The organism is Bacteroides sp. AM16-24, assembly GCF_003471885.1.
Taxonomy (GTDB): Bacteria; Bacteroidota; Bacteroidia; order Bacteroidales; family Bacteroidaceae; genus Bacteroides.
In genome coordinates, this window is the sequence record NZ_QRKI01000001.1 from 41,692 (window position 1) to 66,273 (window position 24,582).

Genomic DNA, 24,582 nt, shown 5'->3' on the forward strand with positions numbered 1-24,582 from the left:
AGGTTACCAGTTACCACAATTCTGCGTATAATTCCCGTTGCTGGCACTCATCTGTGCAAACGGAATAGGAAGATATTCGTTTTTATTTTTAGTGAACGAGGCATTCGTGTAGATGGTGCAGTCGGCAGCTTCCTCGGCATAAAACTTATTCAGTACCTCGGCGGCTTCACCCCATCTTACCAGGTCAAAGAAGCGTTCTGATTCCAGAGCCAGTTCTACACGGCGTTCAAACTTCAGCAATTTCAAGGCATCTGCTTGTGAGTAGCTCCCCGTATAGGGCTGAACGTTGAAACGTACGCCATATTCCATTTCGTAGTCGGCAATCATGGCTGTACTTTGTTTGGCACGGTTGCGTACTTCGTTAATCAGGCTGATAGCTTCGGCGATACGTCCATCGTTCAGTTGGATCAGTGCTTCGGCACGCATCAACAATACATCCGAGTAGCGCAGTACGATACGGTTCATTGGAGAACCCCACCAGGCACCCTTTATCAGGTAATCGCCATCCGGGTCTACATTGTGTTTCAGGGTTATGTAGTATCCGTAAAGTCCGTTGCTACGACTCCAGGTAGTCGACTGATCCATCATATAGTTCTTATTGAATTCATAAGGGAATCCCGGCATACCTACTGTCAGGAAGAGGCGTGGGTCAGCATAATCGGATTGTGAATTGTAATCAGTATTGTTAAAGGAATCCAGCAGGGGGTGTCCGTTGGCATCTGTCCTGAATGCGTTCACCAGATTCTGGCTCGGTTTGTAGAAGTCGCAACCACCATCGGTAACTCCCGGAATGTTGGGAACAATCAGACCGTAAGACCAGTTACAATTACCGTTATTAGTACCGTCGTTCATGGAGTATTGCATGGCCCACAGGGATTCTATACCATTTTCATATTGAGGTTCCGGGCGGAAGTTGTTGTGGAAATCCGATTCCAGCCCGTAGCCGCCTGCCGACATGATGGCATTGTCCGTGTATTGCACTACTTTCACCAAGTCTTCTGTGCTGAGGCTTGTCACTTCGTGGCTGTCTGCATTATCCTGATGATAAGCTTTGTACAGATAAGTCTTTGCCAGATAGGCAGCTGCTGCGGCTTTGGCGGGACGACCTTTGTCTGCCTGCTTCACGGGAAGGTTATCATAAGCAAACAGGAAATCGTCTGCAATTTGTTGCCAGCCTTCGTCATTGTTGTAAGTAGTGTTGGAGAGATAGTTGTATTCTTCCGGTGACAAGTTGGCATCGTTGGCAAACGGGATCTTCTTGTACAGGCGTTTCAGCAAGAAATGACCATGTGCACGGAGGAATCTCATTTCGGCAATGCGTTGCTGCTTCAGTGAATAGGTGTGTTCATCCACTTGTTCCAACAGTTGCAAAGCTGTATTGACACGTGAGATACAGTTGTAGAGACGCTGCCACATATCGCTGATGTTCCATGCCGTAGTCATAATACCTTGCGAGATATCCAGTGAGTGGAATACATCACCGTCTTCCGTACCGTTTCCGCCTTTATAAGCGTCATCCGAACGTACGTCATAATTCCACATGGAGAAGGAAGAGTTGATATCTTCGGCGGTAATCCATACTGCATAAGCAGAGATCACCAGATTGTCGATGTATGCCGGGTTCTTCAGCTGTTCGTCGCTGATGGTTCCCTGGGGGAGCTGATCTTCCAGAAAGTCGGTACAACTGCCGCACATCAGTGAAAGACCTAAGATTGCTGTATATATTAACTTTTTCATAAGTAACTGATTTTATTGTTAAAAGCCTACATTAATACCGAAAGTTATATTTATCGGGATGGGGTAGCCATAGTTGGCATTTTCAGGATCTACTCCGGTGAATTCCTTACTCTTGATGGTGAATACGTTCTGTGCACTCAGGTAGAAGCGCAGGCGCTCCATCTTCATCTTCTGGGCAAAGGTTTTCGGAACGTTGTAGCCCAACTGTATATTGCGTAACTTCAAGAATGAACCATTCTCAACGAAATAAGTGGAAACACGCTTCTCATTGTTTGTATCGCTGCGCGACAATGCAGGAATGGTAGAGTTCGGGTTGGTGGGCGACCATGCATTGAGTACTCGCTTACCTTTGTTCAGGAAACCAATGTTGAGTCCACTCCAAAGGTCTGTCTCTTTCTTCAGGTCGCTGATAACGTCTACTCCCTGAACACCTTGCCAGAACATGGTGAGGTCGAAATTCTTGTATTCAAGGTAGATGTTCAGACCATAGCTGAAGTCTGGTGTCGGATCATAAATCCATTGTTGGTCTTTCTCGTTGATGATGCCGTTGTGATCCAGGTCGCGCCAGCGGATACGGCCTATTCCGGCACCTTCCTGAGTGGCGTGGTTATCAATCTCTTCCTGTGATTTGAAGATGCCGTCGGCTACATAACCAACTTGTGAACCATTGCCATGTCCGATTACGCTTTGTACACCGTTACCTCCGAAAGTACCATTGGCTGCTACTGTAGTAGGCAGTTTTGTAATTTCATTCCGGTAAGTGGCTATGTTGGCATTCAGGTCATACTTCAATCCGAATGCAGTTTGATTACGATAACCGAGATTCAGTTCAACGCCCACGTTCTTCATTTCTCCAGCATTGATCCATTGGCTGCTTCCTTCGCCCATAGCGGCGATACCAGCCATCTGTACTAGGATATCCGTTGTCTTTTTGTAGAACCAGTCGAATGAGCCGTAAAGAGATTGTTTGAGAATTGAGAAATCAAGGCCCAGGTTGATCTGTGTGGTTGTTTCCCATTTGATGTTATCGTTACCAATTTGGTTACGTTTGAATCCGGACTGAAGGATACTGCCGCCATTGGTTCCGGCAATGTCATAGGAAGTACCGTAGCTTTGACCGCCTGATTCTGTCACACCGTAGTTGGGAACGTAAATAGTATAGCGGGCAATGTTCGAGATTTCCTGGTTACCGGTCTGGCCCCATGAGCCGCGGACTTTCAGGTCGTCAATCCAACTGAGGCTCTGCATGAACTTTTCACGGTTCAGGCGCCATCCCAGTGAGAAGGAAGGGAATGTGGCATAGCGGTTATTCTTACCGAAACGTGAAGAACCGTCACGGCGTACTGTCATAGAGAGCAGATATTTATCATTATACGTATAATTCAGTTTTCCGAAGAAAGAAACCAGTGAATAACCTTCACCCGAGCCATAAGCTTGAGCCGTACCGGAACCGGCATTCGGCCACATATAGTCAGGCGTCAGGATGGAATAGTCTTCTTTATAACCCGAAAAATTGATATCGTCTTCGCGGTTCAACTCCATACCGACCATGGCGTCACCACGGTGTTTGCCAATTTCCAGATTGTAGGTAGCGATGGCATTCCACATCCATTTCGTCCAGTGTTCTTGCTTGGCTTCTACGGCATTCTTATCATTTGTCACATTACCTTCGGTGATGGGATAGGTGAAGATGCGTTGTGATTTTTGTGCATAATCCAATCCGAAGGTGGAGCGTACATTGAATCCTTTGAAGGGATTGAGATTAATGTAGGCATCACCAAACATACGCCAGTAAGTATAGCGATTATCGGAGTTACGATCCAGTCTTGCCACGGGGTTTTCGCGGTCAGGGTATCCACCTACCGGACCGGCATATTCTCCATTGATATCATAAACCGGCAGTGAAGGATTGAATTGCAATACATTCTGCAGGAATCCGCCCGGTGCCTGTACTTCCGAAGTACGGTTCAGGGTGAAATGTTCTCCTATGGTCAGGAATTTACCAATCAGGTTGTAATCAGAGTTCATACGGGCAGAGAAACGTTCAAAGTCGCTGTCTTTAATGATACCTATATTCTTATAATAACCCAGTGAGAAGAAAGAAGATCCCTTTTCCGAACCGTTGCTTACTGATACATTGTACTGCTGGATAATACCTGTACGGGTGGTTTCGTCAAACCAGTCAGTATCGGCAGCCGGCACAGTGTTGGCGGAATCCAAATATTTGGACATGCTGATGTTGTTCAGTTGAGGATAACCGTTTGCATCGTAACCCCAACTATACTTATAACCCAGTGCATTGGTATTGGGGTCCTGCCCTTCGTTTACGTAAGCCTGCCACATGGCACGACCATATTCTTCTGCATTTAGTACTTCCATCTTATTGGTATACATGGAAGCGGCGATAGAAGCATCGAAGTTAATCTTTATCTGCCCTTCTTTACCTTTCTTCGTAGTGATGATGATAACACCGTTTGCAGCACGCGAACCATAGATAGAAGCAGAAGCTGCGTCCTTCAATACCTGAATGGATTCAATGTCATTACCGTTCAGTTCGTGCATACCCGATTTGGTAGGGACACCATCAATAATATAAAGAGGGTCATTGTTGTTCAGAGTTCCAATACCGCGGATACGTACTGTGGCATTTCCACTGGGATTACCGTCGGCTGTGATGTTCATACCCGGTACACGTCCTTGCAATGCTTTAATTGGATTATTTTCATTTTGCTTGGCAATTTCATCCATGCTAACTACGGATATCGCTCCGGTCAGGTCAGCTTTGCGTTGAGTGGTATAGCCTGTGACTACAATTTCCTGTAGTAATTCGGATTCTTCTTCCAGGGTAATGTTTAGTGTAGCTTGTGCTTCCACATTCACTGTTTTGAAGCCGATATACGAAATAGTCAGTTCTGCACCTTGTGGTACAGATAGTGTAAAGTCACCGTCAATATTAGTTATGGTACCGTTGCCTGTCTGGTTAGTCTCTATGACGGTTGCGCCAATAATAGGCTCTCCGTCAGTCTTGGAAACCACTTTTCCTTGTACAGTCAGGCGTTGGGCCTGAACCATTGTACATATAATAAGAAAGAGTGCAAATAGAAGCGATCTTTTTATGCCTTCCATGTTTTTAGATTTTAATTAATATGCTTTTCATTTTGTAATCGCTGTGGATTACCTCTCAAAACATGCTTTCCCGAGTGATGTTTTGATGTTGCAAATAAAAGGAATTCTATGATAAGAGGCTGTAATTTATGTTTCATATGCTGACATATTTGTAACAAAATAAAAGGTAGGTATCAAAATTACCAGCTTATGAAACATAAATAGCAGGCTGTTTCTTTTTTATTGGCTTCCTTTGCAAAGTGCTTTCCCGAGCAACCCATTATTAATTAAATGTAATACCCAAAAACATCATGAATTTAAAAAACAATTTGTTGACCGTGCGATGGACCCTTACCTTTATAATAGGTACAATTTGGTCGGTCTTTTCGTGCCAAGCTATTAACCCTCCTTTCGTGATTAAACATTTAGGTGACGGACAGAGCATTGTCCAGATTGAAAATCAAAAGAAATTCCTGTTGCTTCCCGTAGAGGAGGCTTCTCCGGAAGCAAAACTGTATATGATAGCAGACAATGATGTAGTACGCAACATGAATGTTCGTCTGGCTATAAATAAGGTAGACTACTTTGTTCCAGTAGATCTCTCCGGATTTGATAATAAATCACTTTCCTTTAACTTCCAGTTGATTCCTGATACGGCTATTTGCTGGGATGAAATGAAGCTTTCTGATGAGTTTGATACGACAAACCGTGAGAACTTCCGTCCGCTTTATCACTTTACTCCCCAATATGGCTGGATGAATGATCCGAATGGCATGGTGTATAAAGATGGTGTTTACCATCTGTTCTATCAATACAATCCTTATGGTTCAATGTGGGGAAATATGCATTGGGGACATGCCACTAGTACAGACCTTGTAAGTTGGGAACATCAGCCGGTAGCCATTGCACCTGATGCATTGGGAACCATATTCAGTGGTTCATGTGTGGTTGATAAAGATAATACGGCAGGCTTTGGTGCCGGTGCAATCGTAGCTTTCTATACTTCGGCCAGCGATCGTCAGGTGCAGAGCATGGCTTATAGTCTGGATAATGGTAGGACATTCAATAAGTATGCACGTAATCCTATCTTGACCTCCACCCAGCGTGACTTCCGCGATCCGAAAGTATTCTGGCACAATGCTACCGATAAATGGATTATGATTCTTGCTGTGGGACAGGAAATGCAAATCTATTCTTCTGCTAATCTGAAAGACTGGTCTTATGAAAGTAGTTTTGGTGAAGGCCAGGGTGCTCATGGCGGCGTATGGGAATGTCCTGATCTGATTGAATTGCCCATCGAGGGTACTGAACTGAAGAAGTGGGTATTGATTTGTAACATTAACCCCGGAGGGCCTTTCGGCGGTAGCGCTACCCAATATTTTGTAGGTACTTTTGATGGAAAGAGGTTTGTAAATGAATCATCCAAAGCTACTAAATGGATGGACTGGGGAAAGGATCATTATGCTACCGTGACCTGGAGCAATGTACCCGAAGGGCGTCATATTGCATTGGCGTGGATGAGCAACTGGCAATATGCCAACAATGTACCTACTACTCAATATCGCAGTGGTAACTCTATTCCTCGTGACTTGAGCCTCTATACTTCGGCCGGTGAAACATATCTGAAATCTTCTCCTGCTAAAGAATTGCTGAAACTGCGTGGAAAAGAAGAAAAGAAACGTTCCTTCAAAGTGGACCGTACCTATAACCTGGATAAGCTGCTTTCCGATAATACGGGTACATATGAAATTGAAATGACAATTAAGAACCGGAATGCTGAGATTGTAGGTTTCCAACTATTCAATTCAAAAGGAGAAGAAGTGGATATCTATTATAATCTGGTTGAGAAGAAATTTGCGATGGACCGTAGTAAAAGTGGAATCGTATCATTCAGTCAGGATTTTCCGATAGTGACTTTTGCCTCAATAGAGGATAATTCGGAAATGACATTACGTCTTTTTATTGATAAATCGAGTATTGAAGCATTTGGAGATGACGGACGTTTTGCAATGACAAACCTTGTATTTCCATCGGAACCTTATAACCGCATCAGTTTCTATGCTAAAGGTGGAAGCTATACGGTAAGTTCGTTCAAGGTTTATAAATTGAAGTAAAATTAGTCTGTTTTACCTCTTTTACCATCCCTAATCTACACCAAAGCCGTACCAACTCCGTATTTGCTCCGTACCTAAGCGTTTGGACCAGACACGGAGTTGGTACGGCTTTGATACGGAGTTGGTATGGATATGATAGGCCGATTGGTCTATTTCTCTTTTATTCCTCTATTTCAATAGTGTATTTTCCTCTGAATATTTCTTCGGGTTGCAGATGCTGCATCCAATCCTTTTCTTTATATTCTCCTGTATAGTGTGCTCTGTCACAACGACCATACCACGGTTCTATACAGACAAATGGAGCATTCTTGGAAGGGGGTGACCACAAACCGACTACAGGTGCATTGAAATGCAGGCTGAGGTAGGGTTGTTTATCCTTATTATATAAAGTAACCTGCCGTACCTGACTGTTTTCTAATATCAGTGCATCTTTATCAAAAGTATGTATATCTAAAGGTAACAGTCCATCAGTTAAATTCAACGAATATTTGGTATCCGGATCAGCGCAGCCCTTTTCGGAAATGAGGATATATTTCAGGCTGTTCTTTTTTCCAAAGCCAAAGAACCCCCGTTCTTCTGTAGCTGCATCGAAATCCGGATAACAGAATGCCGGGTGTGCTCCAATCTGGAAATGCATTTCTTTTTCTCCGGTATTCTTCACTTCCCATGTTACATCGATTTTCTTGCCATGGATGCGATAACCAATTTCAAGACAAAATGGAAAGGGGTATTTCTTGAGTGTTTCTTCGTTGCTGACAAGTTGGTAACGCACTTCATCGTCATGCTCTAATATGAGCGTAAATTCCATGTCGCGGGCAAATCCATGCTGTGTAAGGGCATAGGTTGTACCTTCATTGCGATATTCATTTTCCCACACACTTCCTACGATAGGAAAGAGCACCGGTGAATGACGTTTCCAAAATGCGGGGTCTGCTTGCCACAGATATTCTTTTCCATTAGAGAAAATACTGCACAATTCGGCTCCATGTGCAGAGACCTCGATACTAAGTTTTCCGTTAAAGAGTATTTCCATAATGATTTATTTATGAGTTTGCTGTATATACTCGTACAAAAGTAGCTAAAAAGGACGATAATAGGGTTTAAATACGGCTAAAAAACAGTCTTGTATCATAATTGATATTCTTTGTAACAAAATTGTTATCCCGTTGTCGTGGTATTCGCTTCCTTTGCAACGTGCTTTCCCGAGCAAGAAATACTTAAATTAATACCATACAACCATGAAATCAAATTCTTCGTTATCCAAGCTCTTCCCGGTGATGCTTTGTTTCTTCGCCATGGGATTTGTTGATCTGGTAGGCATTGCCTCCAACTATGTAAAAGCTGATTTAGGCCTGACGGATTCTCAGGCTAACATCTTTCCCTCGCTGGTTTTCTTCTGGTTTTTGATCTTTTCCGTACCGACAGGTATGCTGATGAGTCGTATCGGACAGAAAAAGACGGTACTTCTTAGTTTGCTGGTGACCTTTGCTTCTTTATTATTACCGGTTTTCGGCGATAGTTATACGCTTATGCTGATTTCTTTCTCTTTATTAGGTATCGGCAACGCGCTTATGCAGACTTCACTGAATCCGTTACTTTCCAATATTGTCAGAGGTGACCGACTGGCAAGTAGTCTAACCTTTGGACAGTTTGTGAAAGCGATAGCCTCGTTTCTTGCACCTTACATTGCTATGTGGGGAGCTACGCAGGCTATTCCATCCTTTGGTCTGGGTTGGCGGGTACTATTCCCTATTTATATGGTTATTGCTGTAATCGCTGTTTTACTGTTAGGGCAGACACAGATCGCTGAAGAAAAAGAAGAAGGCAAACCTTCTACATTTAGTCAGTGTTTAGCTCTATTGGGCAAACCGTTTATTCTGCTTTCTTTCATCGGCATTATGTGTCATGTAGGAATTGATGTGGGTACGAATACTACTGCACCTAAGATTTTAATGGAACGCTTGGGCATGGGATTGGATGATGCTGCGTTTGCTATCAGCCTTTATTTTATATTCCGTACGGCAGGTTGCTTTACAGGTTCTTTCATTTTGAGAAAGATGAATGCCAAATCGTTCTTTGCTATCAGTAGTTTTATGATGTTATTGGCAATGATAGGGCTTTTTGTTTTTCATTCAAAAACATCTATTTATATTTGTATTGCATTGATAGGTTATGGTAACTCAAATATATTCTCGATTGTCTTTTCGCAGGCATTGCTGTATATGCCCGGCAAGAAGAATGAAGTTTCCGGTCTGATGATTATGGGCCTTTTTGGTGGAACTGTGTTTCCATTGGCAATGGGACTGGCAAGTGATGCAGTAGGACAAAGCGGTGCAGTAGTGGTAATGACAGTCGGTGTACTTTATCTGCTGTATTACACATTGAAAATCAATAAGACAATTACTCATGCGTCATAAATCATAAATAGTAAATCATAAATCTAACAAGTATCATGAATAAAATTATCGTAGGAATGGGTGAAGCACTTTGGGATGTGCTGCCCGAAGGAAAGAAAATAGGTGGTGCACCTGCCAATTTTGCTTATCATGTGTCACAGTTTGGTTTTGACAGTCGTGTAGTAAGTGCTGTAGGGCGTGATGCTGACGGACGGGAAATATTGGATGTTTTTGCTCAAAAGAAACTGACTTGCCAGATAGAGCAGGTGGATTATCCTACGGGTACGGTACAGGTTACTCTTGATTCTGTCGGTGTACCTTGTTATGAAATTAAAGAGGGGGTAGCTTGGGACAATATACCTTTTACGGACGATTTGAAACGGCTGGCTCTTTCTACTCGTGCCGTTTGTTTCGGTTCTCTGGCTCAACGCAGTCCTGTGAGTAGGGCTACTATCCAGTGCTTTTTGGATACGATGCCTGACGGAGAAGATCAGATTAAGATTTTCGATATTAATCTTCGCCAGGGATTTTATACGAAGGAGATTCTTTGCGAATCTATGCGTCGTTGCAATATCCTTAAAATCAATGATGAGGAATTGGTAACAATCAGCCGCATCTTTGGTTATCCGGGTATCGATTTACAGGATAAATGCTGGATACTTTTGGCTAAATACAATCTGAAGATGCTGATTCTGACTTGTGGAACCAATGGCAGCTATGTATTTACCCCGGGCGTAGTATCTTATCAGGACACACCGAAAGTTCCTGTTGCCGATACTGTGGGAGCGGGTGATTCATTTACTGCTGCTTTCACATCTGCCATACTTAGTGGAAAATCCGTTCCTGAAGCACATAAACTGGCCGTAGAAGTTTCTGCTTATGTTTGTACACAGAGTGGGGCTATGCCGGAATTACCCTATGCTTTTAAGAGCCGGTTAGAGTAAGTACCTGAAAGGTTGCAATTAGATTGTTTTCTCCTTTGCCATTACTATTCTGATATAGTAATGGCAAAGGAGATTCATTTGTATGGCAAGTAATTTGATGTTATAAGGGCATTGTGTAGCATACAATACCTGTTTTCTTCCAACTTCCTTCTATTCCATATTCCTGTTTGTCTTCTGTAGTGTAACAATAATCATTTTCGTTTGCTGCTTCGTATAGAGGAATGGCTCCGTCTACGGGTAAAGTATATACATATCCCAATTCTTTTTCCAGTTGCCATCCGGTATCGGCTCGTAATGACTCTACGGATAAACGTTGTTTTTGTCCGTTGCTATATAAATACAGAGGTACAGTATTTGTTCTTTGCTGTTTGTAGATGGAACAAACGGCTCCTTCATATTTTTTGTTGGAGTGCGTTACAATATCTAAATAAGACGTATCGTATGTGTGATTTTTGCCATTCCAAGCCTGAAGTAACGGAGTTGTAGAGACCGATGATAACTTTTGGTTGGAAATATATTTTTCTATGGCATCTTTCACTTGTTTTCTTTTGGTGGCATCTTTTATCATATCATAAATAGGAAGGACTTTGTTTTGAGTGATTTTCGTTAAAGTGTAATTTTCTTCATTGAAGGACTTCAACCAGGTGTTAAGGTCGGCGGTTGTCGGCAGTGAAGGCAATAAGGTGGTATTTCCTCCGTAGAATTCGAAGATAAGTTGTCCTCCTATGCTTTGTGCCACTTCCTCTTCCCATCCGCCGACACTGCTTCCGGTAGAAAAGCCTTGCTGGGCCATTTTTGTCAAAGCACTGACTAAGGTGATTTTTACAATATCGGTTGCCGATGTCGCTGTAGGTACTGTTGTCCGGTAAAGTCCTCTGAATCGTGCTCCTATGCAAACATCTATTAAAAAGTGTGTGCCATATTTGTTTATGATATTTTCTGCTGTCAGACTGGTCACATCATTTTCAAATTCCTGAGTGAGGTATCTGTATTTATATTTTTCTGAGATATAAAACGGTGAGAAGTACCAGCGCTCCGCTGTAAAAAGCTGTTCGCAGGAGGCAAAAGAATATTGTGAAGAATGGTTGTAGTCAGACTGGAATTCTTTATGCTTGAGAATGGTACCTATGGAGAGAACGTTCTTGGAGTTTACGTCTTCCAGTATCAGGCTATTGCTAATGTTGGTAAGGAACGCTGTTGCATTTTCTCCGGCGTAGTCTTTGGATTCAGTAGAGGTTGCCTTCATACGGGTGAAGTCATATATATCGCTGTTTGCTAACTTATCCAGATCTATAATAGGTGCTTTTATGGCCTCGGGGCTTAAGTTATCAGCGGTAACATCATAGCCAGCACCAAGAATTTGTTTCATATTGGTCGGATAGGTTTTAAAAACGACTTCCTTGTCAGGAATAGTTTTGAATTCATAGACATCAGAAGTAGTTTCATCTTCTGGGCTGAAATCTGAATCTGAGGAACATGCATATAACATGCATATCGAAATGGCAAAATAGAATAGTTTTTTCATAAAACAATAGTTTTCCAGTTGTTATCTTGTATATGTTGACAAAAGTAGCAGAAGTATTTGAAAAGGCAATGGGTACACGCCTTTTCTTTAAGAAAAAGTGTCTTGTCTTATATTATAAACGAATTTACATCGCTGACAAAGTTCCTATACCTACTTTTCAAAACAATCTCTTATCTTAACCTTATTCTTTACTACGCTCCAATGATTATAAATAGTTTGTGGTGAATAGAATAGGAGGGCGACTTTAGATATGAGTGACAACTATTTGCATCTGTTTACGCTGGAATTCAGTGCAAATCTTTCATTCTAATTTTAATTAATATATTTTTGTAACTAAATTGATTGTATACCATGAAAAAATTACTTGTAACCCTTTTTGCATGCGCTACTTTATTGTATACTCATGCAGCGGAAAACAAAGCGATCCGCATTTCTACGGACAATACTGATCTGGTGCTTCAAGTAGGCGATAATGGTCGTCTATATCAAACTTATTTAGGTGAAAAGCTACTGCATGAACAGGATTTGAATAATTTTAGCTGGAGTATCCATGCAGGTGCCGATGGTAGTGTAAGTCGGCGTGGTTGGGAAGTATATAGTGGTTCAGGTAATGAAGATTATTTTGAACCGGCCATTGCTATTACTCATAACGATGGTAATCCGTCCACTATTCTGTATTATGTTTCTTCTTCCTCTAAGGCGGTTGACGGCGGTACGGAGACTGTGATCAATCTGCGTGACGACAAGTATCCGGTAGACGTCACTCTGCATTATGTGGCTTATCCGAAGGAAAACGTTATCAAGACCTGGAGCGAAATCATACATCAGGAGAAGAAACCTGTAATGCTTTCGACCTATGCCTCTACCATGCTTTATTTCAATAATTCAGCTTATTACCTGACTGAGTTTAGTAGTGACTGGGCGAAGGAAGCACAAATGAGCAGCCAACAGTTACAGTTCGGTAAGAAAGTGATCGATACGAAGTTGGGGAGTCGTGCCGCTATGCATACGCATCCTTTCTTTGAAGTAGGACTGGATCAACCGGTCAGAGAAGATCAGGGAAGCGTATTGATGGGTACATTGGGCTGGACCGGTAATTTCCGTTTCACTTTTGAGGTAGACAATGTAGGAAACCTTCGCGTAATCCCTGGCATCAATCCTTATGCTTCGAACTATAAGTTGAAACCGAATGAAGTGTTTACTACCCCTGAATTTATCTTCACTTTAAGCTATGACGGTGCAGGGAAAGGTAGCCGGAATCTCCATGAGTGGGCACGTAACTATAGTTTGAAAGATGGCAAAGGTAGTCGTCTGACTCTTCTGAATAACTGGGAAAATACAGGCTTTAACTTTAATCAGGAGATACTGGCTGAATTAATGAAGGAAGCCAAATATCTGGGTGTAGATATGTTCTTATTGGACGACGGGTGGTTTGCGAACAAATATCCCCGTAAAAATGATCATGCAGGTTTGGGAGACTGGGATGTGAATCATAATAAATTGCCCGGCGGTATTCCGGCTCTGGTGAAAGCTGCTAAAGATGCAGATGTGAAGTTTGGTATCTGGATTGAGCCTGAAATGGTGAATCCAAAGAGTGAACTCTTCGAGAAACATCCGGATTGGGCGATCATGCTGCCTAATCGTGCTACGTATTATTATCGTAACCAGCTGGTACTGGATCTCAGCAACCCCAAAGTGCAGGACCATGTATATGGTGTTGTAGAGAATATTATGAAAGAAAACCCCGATGTTGCTTTCTTCAAGTGGGATTGCAACAGTCCCATTACCAATATTTATTCCCCATATTTGAAGAATAAGCAGGGACAGTTGTATATTGATCATGTCCGCGGTATCTATAATGTTCTGAAACGTGTGAAAGCTACCTATCCTGATGTCCCGATGATGCTTTGCTCCGGTGGCGGTGCGCGTTGCGATTACGAAGCATTGAAGTACTTCACGGAATTCTGGTGCAGTGACAATACCGATCCGGTGGAACGTGCCTATATTCAATGGGGCTTCTCCCAGTTCTTTCCAGTAAAGGCTATGGATGCTCATGTGACGAGTTGGAACAAGGCGACTTCCATAAAGTTCCGTACCGACGTGGCCTCCATGTGCAAACTTGGTTTCGATATTGGTCTGAAAGAACTTACTGCCGATGAACTGACTTATTGCCAGACAGCGGTAGCCAACTGGAAACGTCTCCAAAACGCTATAATGGACGGTGACCAGTATCGTTTGGTTTCTCCGTACGAAGGGAATCATATGGCGCTGAACTATGTAAGCAAAGATACAAACAAGGCGGTTCTGTTTGCTTATGACATTCATCCGCGCTTTCAGGAAAAACTGTTGGCGGTGAAATTGCAAGGTTTGGACCCGAATAAACAGTATAAAGTGGAAGAAATCAACCTGATGCCTGCTGCAAGTTCCGGATTGGCAGCTAATGGAAAAGTATATTCCGGTGATTATCTGATGAAAGTCGGTCTGGATGTATTTGGTTTAGGACAAACTCAAAGCCGTGTTATTGAACTGACTGCTCAATAACAGGCGGCTGACGGCGTTTTTCTTTCATTATCTTGATTTGCACTGTCATAGTGCAGAATATTCAATAAATTGCACTGTTATAGTGCAATTTATTTATATATTTGCGATACTAATACCCTAAAAAATATGGATGATATCGCTATATGTTGTATGTCCGGTGGATATAAGAATGTGTTTACGCATGGTGTTCTGAGAGCTTTTGAGGAGAAAGGAATAAGGGCGAAAGCGTATGCATCCTGTTCCTCTTCCGTCTTGATAGCAGCCTTTGCGGCATTTAATAAAGTGAGTGCATTAGACCTTTCCTTGTGGAGTGATGGGTATACAACGAGTCAGGCCGAAGGCAACCAAAGCGGTGCTATGCTGCAATCCATTCAACGGCTATCGGCAGAGATTAAGAACAATCTGTGGAACCCGCAAGCCGCCCGCCTGTTGGTGGCAACCAGTTTTGTGAAAAACGAAGAAGCCGCCCAAGTCACTCAATCGGACGGAGCCAGACGTCTGGGACAAATGTTGCTGATAAATGCCCTGCGTCATAAACCGGAATGGAAAAACCGGAATCTCGAATTGCAGATGTTTGATACCCATTCTGATGAGCGGACTGCGCTACTGACCAAAGAAAACCTAAATGAAGTGGCCTATGCCACCACCCGCATGCTTCACGCCTGGAACATTCCCGCATTTATCAACAATAAACCGTACGTAGACGGTAGTTATACTTCCATTTGTCCCGTTGTTCCCCTTGCCGAATTGGGATACAAAGAGATCATCTGCATCTGCACTGAAAAAGAAAAAGTGACTTTTGATCTCTTCTCAGACGAAGAAATTCCTGCCCGGATTAATGACTCCACCATCCGTTTTATAAAGCCTGACCATGACTTGAAAGAGGTGGGAGTCGATTTCTATACCATTGCAGGCAACGGACTGGAAGACGTCTATAATCACGGTCGTGAAAAAGGACTGAGTTTCTGATTTCTCTATGATACTTAAAACAACCGAAAAGACAATGAGAAGATACAATGTTTACTTGTTGCTAACTTTACTTTCCCTCTTCGGGCTGGCAGCTTCGTGCGCCCGGCATGAACCCCGTTTCCGTATCGGGGTATCCCAGTGCAGCGACGATGAGTGGCGCCACCAGATGAATAACGAGATGCTGCGCGAAGCACTCTTCTATGATGAAGTGGAAATCGACATCCGCACCGTGAAGGATGATAATGCCCGTCAGATAGAGGACATTCGCAATTTCATTGAGGAAGGGGTGGACTTATTAGTCATTGCTCCCAACGAAGCCGCCCCCATCACCCCGGTGGTGGAAGAAGCATACGACCGTGGCATTCCCGTTATTGTATTCGACCGCAAGATACTTTCCGATAAATATACCGCTTATATCGGTGCGGACAATTATGAGATAGGAAAAGCGATAGGCCGCTACGTGGTTAATATGCTCCAGGGAAAAGGAAATGTAGTGGAAATATCAGGCTTGACCGGTTCCACATCGGCGATAGACCGACATCAGGGCTTTGTCTCTGCCATTTCCCCTTACCCCGGCATCAAGCTCCTGGGGCGTGAAGATGCCGGATGGTTACGCTCCGAAGCAGGGCAGAAAATGGATACCTTGCTGGCACACTTCCCTCAGATAGATGTGGTGTATGCCCAGAACGACCGGATGGCGGCAGGTGCCTACGCTGTTGCCCGGCAGAAAGGCAGGGCGGGGGAGATGCGTTTCATTGGTACGGATGCCCTGTCCGGCGAAGGATATGGTGTGGAACAGGTGTTGAAGGGCGAACTGGATGCCACATTTATTTATCCCACCGGTGGCGACCGGGTGATACAGATAGCAATGGACATTCTGAATAAACGTGACTTCCCGCGCGAAACGATATTAAATACCTCTGCTGTGGACAGTACCAATGCCCAGATTATGCAGATGCAGACCACACATATCGCCACCCTTGACGGAAAAATAGAGACGCTGAACGGAAAGATGAATCATTATCTTGACCGCTATGCTACGCAGCAGGTGGTGCTGTTCGGTAGTCTGTTAGTGCTCCTGTTGGTTGTCGGTCTGTTGGTTGCCGTTTACCTTTCGCTGCGCACCAAGAACCGCCTGAATCGGGAACTCTCCCGGCAGAAGGAGAAACTCGAAGAACAGAAGCAACAGTTGACGCAACAGAAGGAGCAACTTATCCAGCAAAAGGAGCAGTTGGAACAACTTTCCCATGAATTGGAAGCGGCCACTCACGCCAAGCTGGTGTTCTTTACCAATGTTTCTCATGATTTCCGTACTCCGCTGACGCTGATTGCCGACCCCATTAACCAGCTTCTTGCTGATAAATCCCTCGGGGAACATTCCCGTCAGTTATTGGAACTGATGAAGAAGAACGTTAATATCCTTCTTCGTCTCGTCAATCAAATCCTCGATTTCCGTAAAGTAGAGAACGGGCGTATGGAACTCCATCTGGAGCCTTTCGACCTGTTGAGCAATTTTCGTAGCTGGAACGATTCCTTCCGCATGGCCCTGCTGAAAAAACATATCTCTTTCTCCTTCGAAGCCATGCCCGATGCGGATTTCCGCATCATGGCGGACTGCGAGAAGATAGAGCGCATCTACTTCAACCTGTTGTCCAATGCCGTGAAGTATACCCCTGAGAATGGAAAGATAGTCGTGAGCCTGCAAGCCGATGTCGCGAGTCTTCGCTTCTCCGTCTTCAACTCCGGCAGCTACGTTTCTTCCCAGGAAGTGGATGCCATCTTTGAGCGTTTCTATCAGATAGATGGTCATCAGGCGGGTACAGGCATCGGACTGGCTCTTGTACGCGCCTTTGTGGAGATGCATGGCGGGCAAATCACAGCTCAGAGTGATGAAAAGGGAACGACATTTACCGTCCTTCTTCCGGCTCAGAGCATTTCCCAATATCATCCTACCGTGGTGACGCTGCCTGCCGGAGAGACGGAAGTTTCTGCTACGTTAGTGGAAAGCGAGTTATCGGCTGATGAAGAGGAGGCAGGAGCAACGGGACGTCCCACAGTATTGGTTATTGATGATAATGCCGATATCCGTCATTATGTAAAGACGCTGCTTGCCGAAGAATATCAGGTACTGGACGCACCGGAAGCAGCTACAGGCATACGCCTTGCCATGAAGTACGTCCCCGATGTGATTGTTTCCGATGTAATGATGCCCGGTATGGATGGCGTGGAGTGTTGCCGCCGCCTGAAAACGGAATTGCAGACTTGCCATATCCCTGTCATTCTTCTCACTGCCTGTTCGCTCGACGAGCAACGCATCCAGGGATACAATGGAGGTGCAGACTCTTATATCTCCAAGCCTTTCAATTCGCAGTTGCTCTTGTCCCGCATCCGTAATCTGATAGATTCCCGTCGTCAGCTTCGACAGTTTTTTGGTGATAACCAGACGTTGGCGAAAGAGAATATCAGCGATATGGATAAGGATTTCGTTTCCCGTTTCAAGGCTCTTGTGGAAGAGAAGATGGGAGACGCGGAACTGAATGTGGAAGACTTAGGCAAAGATATGGGGCTGAGCCGCGTGCAACTTTACCGTAAGTTGAAGTCACTCACCAACTATGCGCCCAATGAACTGCTGCGTCAGGCACGCCTCAAAAAGGCGGCTTCTCTGCTTGCTTCTTCGGAGATGACGATTGCGGAGATTGCATACGAGGTTGGTTTCTCTTCTCCCTCTTATTTCACGAAGTGTTACAAGGAGCAATTCGGTGAAAGTCCTACGGATTTCTTAAAGAGAAAGAAATTATAGCTTTACAAGGGTAGGAAATAATAATAATTACCTACTTTTGTAGTCTGAAACAGGAATAGACGTTTTATGAAATACAATCTTTGTTGCATTGGATATATTACTTTGGATAAAGTAGTTACTCCGAAAAAGACAGTGCACATGCCAGGGGGAACATCTTTCTATTTTGCACATGCCATCAAACATCTGAGTACGGAAGGATTCCAACTTGTCACTGCCCTGGCGGATAGTGAGATGTCGGTGGTGGATGATTTGAGGAAGCAAAACATCGAAGTGAAAGTGCTTTCCAGTGCCCGTTCTATCTGCTTTGAGAATATCTATGGTGAGGATACCAACGAACGGAAACAACGGGTGACAGCAAAAGCAGATCCTTTTACAGTTGAAAGTTTGCAGGATGTGAATGCCCGCATTTACCACTTGGGTAGTCTGTTGGCGGATGATTTCTCGTTGGAGGTCATTAAATCTCTTGCGGGCAAAGGTTTGCTCTCTCTTGATGTGCAAGGCTATTTACGTGAAGTGCAGGGGGAAGAAGTGCTGGCGGTGGATTGGACTGAAAAGGAGGAAGCTTTGAAGTATATTCATATCCTGAAGGCCAATGAACATGAGATGGAAATGCTTACGCAGTGCGCAGACCCTTATGATGCCGCACTCAAACTGGCTGCTTGGGGTGTGAAGGAAGTTTTATTGACTTTAGGAGATAAAGGCTCGCTTATTTACGTGGACAATCGTTTTTATGAAATACCTGCCTATCCGGTAGAGAACGTGGCGGATGCCACCGGTTGTGGGGATACGTATATGGCTGGTTATTTGTATATGCGTAATAAAGGCGCTTCTTATCAGGAGGCCGGTTGCTTTGCTGCCGCTATGTGTTCGGTAAAGTTGCAAAGCTATGGTCCGTTCAGTGGAACGGAAGAGGAAGTTCTGGAACTGATAGGAACAGTTATCAGTCAATAATATCAATCAAATAGTATCTCAAATTCTTCTCCCGGGGAGGAGAGAAATTTGAGATACTACAGTTTACAACAATATTTGCTTATTTCAACATCTGTGGTAGATTGTCTCTTCCCCAGAAGTAATAGACAGCCAGACCTATCCAGCTAGTCAGTAATACAAGGATGGCAACTAATAGTTTTTTCACTCCATCCACGTTCCATTTCATAATTTCCAATACGGCTTTGATTGCAAGTATCAAGCCAATAATCCAAATAATAAATCCGATCATAATGTTTGTTGTTTATTGATTTTAAAACAAATAAAGGCTACATCCAGTTCATGGTGCAGCCTTCATTTTTCAGAGTCAATTATTTCTATTTCAATAATTATCGAAATTATTCGGCGTCAGCACCCCAATTTCCCTTAGACAAACGCTTGTAGCTGTTGTAACGCCATTTAGCATTGTCTTCGGCAGCTTGGAACAGTTCGGCTGCTTCTGCAGGATATTGTTTCATTACAGAAGCGTAACGAACCTCACCCTTCAGGAAGTCTTGGAATCCGCTCCAATCCGGTTCTTTGCTATCCAGCGTGAAAGGATTCTTGCCTTCAGCTTCCAAAGCCGGGTTGTAACGCCACAAGTGCCAGTAACCGCACTTAACAGCTTTTTCTTCTTCTGCCTGGCTCTTACCCATACCTGCTTTCAGGCCGTGGTTGATACACGGAGCGTAGGCAATGATAAGTGACGGACCGGGATATGCTTCAGCTTCGCGGAGAGCTTTCAGAGTTTGAGCCTGATCAGCACCCATGGAAATCTGAGCAACATATACATAACCGTAAGTAGTAGCCATCAGACCCAGGTCTTTCTTGCGTACACGCTTACCGGAAGCAGCAAACTTAGCGATAGCGCCTACCGGAGTAGCCTTAGAAGACTGACCACCTGTGTTAGAGTAAACCTCAGTATCCAATACCAAGATGTTAACGTCCTTGCCGCTTGCGATTACATGGTCGAGACCGCCGTAACCTATGTCATAAGAAGCACCGTCACCACCGATGATCCACTGGCTGCGTTTTACCAGATATTGTGACAATTCTGCGATTTGTTTGCAGTGGTTACACTTGTCTTTACCGGCTTCAACGATAGGAATGATCTTTTCAGCCAGTTCCTTCGTCTTGTCTGCATCGTACATGTTTTCAATCCATTCGCCGAACAGGGCTTTGGCATCTGTCGGAGTGCAGTCGGCTGCAATGGCTTCCTGCATTACTTTCACGATGCGGGCACGCATCTTCTCGTTAGCGAGTTCCATACCCAGACCGAATTCGCAGAAGTCCTCGAACAGTGAGTTAGCCCATGCAGGACCGTGACCCTTTTCGTTCTTGGTATAAGGAGTAGAAGGAACAGAACCTGAGTAGATAGAAGAACATCCTGTAGCGTTAGCCACCATTTCGCGGTCGCCGAACAATTGGGAAATCAGTTTTACGTACGGAGTTTCACCACAACCTGAGCAAGCGCCTGAGAACTCGAACAGCGGAGTTGCGAACTGGGAATTCTTCACGTTGGCCTTGATGTCAACCAGATGTTGTTTGCTCTTCACGTTTTCGGTGCAGTAAGTCCAGTTGGCAGCTTCCGGCAATTGGCCTTCCAGATGCTTCATGGTCAGAGCCTTGCCACCCTTCTTCGGGTTGCCCGGACAGATGTCGGCACAGTTACCGCAACCCAGACAGTCGAGAACGTCGACCTGCATACGGAATGTCATGCCTTCGAATGCTTTACCTACTGCTTTCAGTTGAGTGAAGTTCGCACCTTTCTGCTCTTCGGCATCGAGTACGAACGGACGGATGGCAGCGTGAGGACAAACATAAGCACACTTGTTACACTGGATACAGTTTTCAGCATTCCATTCAGGTACGAAAGCAGCTACACCACGTTTTTCGTATTTAGCTGTACCTTGATACCAAGTACCGTCTTCGATACCTTTGAATGCAGATACTGGCAGCAAGTCACCGTCCTGTGCATTGATCGGACGAACTACTTCGTTGATGAATGCGGGATCGTTGTTTTCAGCCTTAGCGTCGTCACCAAGGTTAGCCCAAGCCGGATCAACAGCCAGTTGCTTGTATTCACCGCCACGGTCAACGGCAGCATAGTTCTTGTTTACGATGTCTTCACCCTTCTTGCCGTAAGACTTAACGATGAACTTCTTCATCTGCTCTACAGCTAGGTCGACAGGAATTACGCCTGTGATGCGGAAGAATGCTGATTGCAGGATAGTGTTGGTGCGGTTGCCCAGACCGATTTCCTGTGCAATCTGAGTAGCGTTGATATAGTAAACAGTGATATTGTTTTGTGCAAAATACTTCTTCACCTTGTTCGGCAGGTTCTTAGCCAGTTCTTCGCCTTCCCAGATTGTGTTCAGCAAGAAAGAACCGTTCTTACGCAAACCGCGGGTTACATCATACATGTGCAGGTAAGCCTGAACGTGGCAAGCCACAAAGTTCGGAGTATTTACCAAGTATGTAGAACGGATCGGGGTATCACCGAAACGCAAGTGAGAACAAGTGAAACCACCTGACTTCTTAGAGTCGTATGAGAAGTAAGCCTGGCAGTGTTTGTCGGTGTTGTCACCGATGATTTTTACAGAGTTCTTGTTAGCACCTACTGTACCGTCAGCGCCCAGTCCGTAGAATTTAGCTTCGAACATGCCTTCGCCGCCCAATGCGATTTCTTCTTCCTGAGGAAGTGAAGTGAAGGTTACGTCGTCCACGATACCGATAGTGAAGTGGTTCTTCGGCATCGGCATAGCCAGATTCTTGAATACGGCAATGATTTGAGCAGGAGTAGTGTCCTTAGAACCCAAACCGTAACGGCCGCCTACGATTACCGGAGCATCAGCTGCACCATAATAGCAGTCTTTTACATCGAGGTACAACGGTTCGCCGTTAGCACCCGGTTCCTTCGTACGGTCAAGAACTGCAATAGTCTTAGCAGTCTTAGGCACAGCAGCCAGGAAGTGCTTAGCAGAGAACGGACGATACAAGTGTACGGCAACCATACCTACCTTTTCGCCATTAGCCATCAAGTGGTCGATAGCTTCACGGGCAGCCTCGGTTACAGAACCCATAGCGATGATGACGCGTTCTGCGTCTTCAGCACCGTAGTAATCGAACAAGCCGTATTTACGTCCTGTGATTTTAGACAGTTCGTTCATGTATTCTTCTACAATAGCAGGAACTGTTTCATAGTAGTTGTTGCATGATTCACGGTGTTGGAAGAAGTGGTCGGGGTTTTCAGCCATACCACGTGCAACCGGATTCATCGGATTCAGTGCGCGGGCACGGAACTCAGCCAAAGCTTCCTGATCGATAAGCGGAGCAAGGTCTTCGTTTTCCAGCATTTCGATCTTCTGGATTTCGTGAGAAGTGCGGAAACCGTCGAAGAAGTTTACGAACGGTACGCGGCTCTTGATGGTAGCCAGATGAGCAACACCGGCCAGGTCCATAACTTCCTGTACAGAACCTTCTGCCAACATAGCAAAACCAGTCATACGGGTGGACATAACGTCTTGGTGGTCACCAAAGATACACAGAGCATGAGAAGCCAGTGTACGAGCTGATACGTGGAATACGCAAGGCAGGAATTCACCGGCAATCTTGTACATATTCGGGATCATCAACAACAGACCTTGAGATGCAGTGTAAGTAGTTGTCAGTGCACCAGCTTGCAATGAACCGTGAACGGCTCCGGCAGCACCGGCTTCTGATTGCATTTCCTGTACCAATACTGTTTCGCCGAAGATGTTTTTGCGTCCTGCGGCAGCCCATTCGTCTACGTACTCAGCCATCGTAGAAGAGGGAGTGATGGGATAGATAGCAGCTACTTCTGAGAACATATACGAGATATGCGCAGCAGCCTGGTTACCATCACAAGTAATGAATTTCTTCTGTTTAGTCATAACTAAATTGAATTATTATTAAGTGAATAAATCTCAATATAAAAAGCCGAACATCCAGAGTGGAATCTGATTTCCTCTTCCTATTTCCGCTTTGTGCAGGGCGTAGGTGACGCCGGGATTGTTCTTAATCTTCATTCCTTCCGGACAAATCTTGAAAGGCATCACATCGTCCACCAGGAACGACATATTCTTGTCACCTTTGTTCACTTTGTGATCCTTCCACAAGGTGTTTGCGAGGAAAGTGTCCAGTACATCCAGTTCTTCCACTTTCACGGGGTAGATGGAGTACATCAGGTTGGAGTTATGCATCATAATCTTCGATGGCTTCTTAGGGAATTCTTCTCCCTTCGGATATACCATATTGATGAGGCGTGCATCTGCCAGATATTTAATGTAGTTCATCACCGTGGCACGGGATGTCTGTATATCGTTTGCCAACTGGCTTACATTCGGTGCTTTCGGACCGTCTACTGCCAGCATATAAAGCAGTTTCTTTATTTTCGGAAGATATTTCAGTTCGATTTGCTTGACAAGCAGTATGTCTACTTCTACCATCATATTCATGGTCTTCAGCAGATTCTCCGAAAAATTGCGTTTTTCCAGAAAGAAAGGATAGAAACCGTGGTGCAGGTAATCCTGCAAGTAGTCTAACGGGCGCACTTTAGAAAGGATACCTTTGGCAATCTGTTCGTGGTTGCTCAGAATCTCTTCCAGGGTATAAGCACGAAACTTCATACCTGTTTGCAGGTTCAGATATTCACGAAAAGAGAAACCACGCAGGTTATAACTCTTCACTATATCACGTAGTTCCAGGTTTTCCTCTTTCAGTCGCATCACGGACGAACCGGTGAATACGATTTTGAGATTTGGGAAACGGTCGTAGCACATACGCAACTCCCGACTCCAGTCAGGGTGTTTAAACACTTGATCTATCAATAATACTTTTCCACCACGGCGTTGAAATTCGTAAGCGAAATCAACGATACTGAAGTTGGAAAAGTAGAAATTGTTCATATTGATAAAGAGGCAGGAACGGTCAGTGCCGAATTTCTCTTTAGCGTATTGCAACAGAAACGTGGTTTTTCCTACACCACGCGTTCCTTTAATACCGATGAGGCGGTCGTTCCAGTTGATCTCATCCATGAGGTCACGACGAACAGGGGCATTGGTATGCTCAACAAGATAGGCGTGTGTGCGGTAGAATGCTTCCATGCTGTTAAATTCGGTTTATCGGGCGACAAATATACGTCTTTTTTATAGAATTGCAAAGTAGAGATGGCAAAATATCTTTTTTGTTAGTGAAGTTTATAAATTTGTTTTGCCTTGTTTTTCTCTGTAATTTTGTGACCTTAAATAATAAAGAAACCCGTTGGCGGAATTAATGGCTTCTTCCCCGTGCCTGAATAGAGACCAGGACCGGGGTTGGGTAGCATCTGGTCCGTACCAACTCCGTAGCAAATTCGGTTAGAGGTACCTTTATCCGGGGATGGTATGGAGCAAATAGGGGGTTGAACCCTCTTTGATACGGCTCTGACAGGATGCTGACAGCCTCTAATTCCGTCTGGGTAAAA

The 24,582-nt window shown here is 44.4% G+C and carries 14 protein-coding genes; 7 read left to right on the forward strand and 7 right to left on the reverse strand.

Annotation, left to right across the window (positions count from 1 at the left end; translation table 11 throughout):
* Positions 1-3: 3 nt before the first annotated feature.
* Together DW182_RS00180 and DW182_RS00185 are read right to left on the reverse strand one after the other, a co-directional pair.
* Positions 4-1,737 (reverse strand): RagB/SusD family nutrient uptake outer membrane protein, encoded by a 1,734-nt coding sequence (locus tag DW182_RS00180; protein WP_115501528.1) that lies wholly within the window; start codon positions 1,735-1,737, stop codon positions 4-6.
* An 18-nt stretch (positions 1,738-1,755) separates the two neighbouring features.
* Positions 1,756-4,809 (reverse strand): SusC/RagA family TonB-linked outer membrane protein, encoded by a 3,054-nt coding sequence (locus DW182_RS00185; RefSeq protein WP_370449791.1) that lies wholly within the window; start codon positions 4,807-4,809, stop codon positions 1,756-1,758.
* Positions 4,810-5,153: 344 nt separating this feature from the next.
* Between DW182_RS00185 and DW182_RS00190 the strand changes: the two genes are divergently transcribed.
* Positions 5,154-6,956: a GH32 C-terminal domain-containing protein gene (locus tag DW182_RS00190; RefSeq protein ID WP_118294277.1), complete on the forward strand. Its 1,803-nt coding sequence runs from the start codon at positions 5,154-5,156 to the stop codon at positions 6,954-6,956.
* A 160-nt stretch (positions 6,957-7,116) separates the two neighbouring features.
* Here the strand turns inward: DW182_RS00190 and DW182_RS00195 are convergent, their stop codons facing one another.
* Positions 7,117-7,989: an aldose 1-epimerase family protein gene (locus DW182_RS00195; protein WP_118294278.1), complete on the reverse strand. Its 873-nt coding sequence runs from the start codon at positions 7,987-7,989 to the stop codon at positions 7,117-7,119.
* Positions 7,990-8,194: 205 nt separating this feature from the next.
* Between DW182_RS00195 and DW182_RS00200 the strand changes: the two genes are divergently transcribed.
* Complete coding sequence (locus DW182_RS00200) at positions 8,195-9,373, forward strand: MFS transporter (protein ID WP_118294279.1); 1,179 nt, start codon at positions 8,195-8,197, stop codon at positions 9,371-9,373.
* Positions 9,374-9,408: 35 nt separating this feature from the next.
* Positions 9,409-10,296 carry a carbohydrate kinase gene (locus tag DW182_RS00205; protein WP_115501533.1) on the forward strand — a complete coding sequence of 296 codons (888 nt, stop codon included), beginning with the start codon at positions 9,409-9,411 and terminating at the stop codon, positions 10,294-10,296.
* A gap of 100 nt (positions 10,297-10,396) precedes the next feature.
* On the opposite strand, the gene DW182_RS00210 is transcribed toward DW182_RS00205, so the two are convergent.
* Entirely contained in the window at positions 10,397-11,821 is a 1,425-nt protein-coding gene (locus DW182_RS00210; protein ID WP_115501534.1) for an MAC/perforin domain-containing protein, read from the reverse strand.
* Between the two features lie 351 nt (positions 11,822-12,172).
* On the opposite strand from DW182_RS00210, the gene DW182_RS00215 reads away from it, so the two are divergent.
* The 4 genes from DW182_RS00215 to DW182_RS00230 all read left to right on the forward strand — a co-directional run bounded on the left by DW182_RS00215 (position 12,173) and on the right by DW182_RS00230 (position 19,082).
* Complete coding sequence (locus DW182_RS00215) at positions 12,173-14,362, forward strand: alpha-galactosidase (RefSeq protein WP_118294280.1); 2,190 nt, start codon at positions 12,173-12,175, stop codon at positions 14,360-14,362.
* A 126-nt stretch (positions 14,363-14,488) separates the two neighbouring features.
* The gene (locus tag DW182_RS00220; protein WP_147400088.1) at positions 14,489-15,331 is read left to right on the forward strand and encodes a hypothetical protein; all 843 of its coding nucleotides are present in this window, start codon (positions 14,489-14,491) and stop codon (positions 15,329-15,331) included.
* 34 nt (positions 15,332-15,365) lie between these two features.
* The gene (locus DW182_RS00225; RefSeq protein ID WP_118294521.1) at positions 15,366-18,131 is read left to right on the forward strand and encodes a substrate-binding domain-containing protein; all 2,766 of its coding nucleotides are present in this window, start codon (positions 15,366-15,368) and stop codon (positions 18,129-18,131) included.
* 66 nt (positions 18,132-18,197) lie between these two features.
* The gene (locus DW182_RS00230) at positions 18,198-19,082 is read left to right on the forward strand and encodes a PfkB family carbohydrate kinase (protein ID WP_118294282.1); all 885 of its coding nucleotides are present in this window, start codon (positions 18,198-18,200) and stop codon (positions 19,080-19,082) included.
* A gap of 79 nt (positions 19,083-19,161) precedes the next feature.
* Here DW182_RS00230 and DW182_RS00235 read toward each other — a convergent pair whose 3' ends face one another.
* The 3 genes from DW182_RS00235 to DW182_RS00245 form a co-directional block, all read right to left on the reverse strand.
* Positions 19,162-19,350, reverse strand: coding sequence for a hypothetical protein (locus tag DW182_RS00235; protein WP_118294283.1), 189 nt, complete (start codon positions 19,348-19,350; stop codon positions 19,162-19,164).
* Between the two features lie 106 nt (positions 19,351-19,456).
* The gene (gene nifJ, locus DW182_RS00240; protein WP_118294284.1) at positions 19,457-23,011 is read right to left on the reverse strand and encodes a pyruvate:ferredoxin (flavodoxin) oxidoreductase; all 3,555 of its coding nucleotides are present in this window, start codon (positions 23,009-23,011) and stop codon (positions 19,457-19,459) included.
* Positions 23,012-23,044: 33 nt separating this feature from the next.
* Positions 23,045-24,223 (reverse strand): ATP-binding protein, encoded by a 1,179-nt coding sequence (locus DW182_RS00245; RefSeq protein ID WP_118294285.1) that lies wholly within the window; start codon positions 24,221-24,223, stop codon positions 23,045-23,047.
* Between the last annotated feature and the right edge of the window lie 359 nt (positions 24,224-24,582).

Excerpts from the sequence above, each read along its gene's own strand:
- DW182_RS00180 (WP_115501528.1), bottom strand. The coding sequence starts at position 1,737 with ATGAAAAAGTTAATATATACAGCAATCTTAGGTCTTTCACTGATGTGC.
- DW182_RS00185 (WP_370449791.1), bottom strand. The coding sequence starts at position 4,809 with ATGGTTCAGGCCCAACGCCTGACTGTACAAGGAAAAGTGGTTTCCAAG.
- DW182_RS00190 (WP_118294277.1), top strand. The coding sequence starts at position 5,154 with ATGAATTTAAAAAACAATTTGTTGACCGTGCGATGGACCCTTACCTTT.
- DW182_RS00195 (WP_118294278.1), bottom strand. The coding sequence starts at position 7,989 with ATGGAAATACTCTTTAACGGAAAACTTAGTATCGAGGTCTCTGCACAT.
- DW182_RS00200 (WP_118294279.1), top strand. The coding sequence starts at position 8,195 with ATGAAATCAAATTCTTCGTTATCCAAGCTCTTCCCGGTGATGCTTTGT.
- DW182_RS00205 (WP_115501533.1), top strand. The coding sequence starts at position 9,409 with ATGAATAAAATTATCGTAGGAATGGGTGAAGCACTTTGGGATGTGCTG.
- DW182_RS00210 (WP_115501534.1), bottom strand. The coding sequence starts at position 11,821 with ATGAAAAAACTATTCTATTTTGCCATTTCGATATGCATGTTATATGCA.
- DW182_RS00215 (WP_118294280.1), top strand. The coding sequence starts at position 12,173 with ATGAAAAAATTACTTGTAACCCTTTTTGCATGCGCTACTTTATTGTAT.
- DW182_RS00220 (WP_147400088.1), top strand. The coding sequence starts at position 14,489 with ATGGATGATATCGCTATATGTTGTATGTCCGGTGGATATAAGAATGTG.
- DW182_RS00225 (WP_118294521.1), top strand. The coding sequence starts at position 15,366 with ATGAGAAGATACAATGTTTACTTGTTGCTAACTTTACTTTCCCTCTTC.
- DW182_RS00230 (WP_118294282.1), top strand. The coding sequence starts at position 18,198 with ATGAAATACAATCTTTGTTGCATTGGATATATTACTTTGGATAAAGTA.
- DW182_RS00235 (WP_118294283.1), bottom strand. The coding sequence starts at position 19,350 with ATGATCGGATTTATTATTTGGATTATTGGCTTGATACTTGCAATCAAA.
- nifJ (WP_118294284.1), bottom strand. The coding sequence starts at position 23,011 with ATGACTAAACAGAAGAAATTCATTACTTGTGATGGTAACCAGGCTGCT.
- DW182_RS00245 (WP_118294285.1), bottom strand. The coding sequence starts at position 24,223 with ATGGAAGCATTCTACCGCACACACGCCTATCTTGTTGAGCATACCAAT.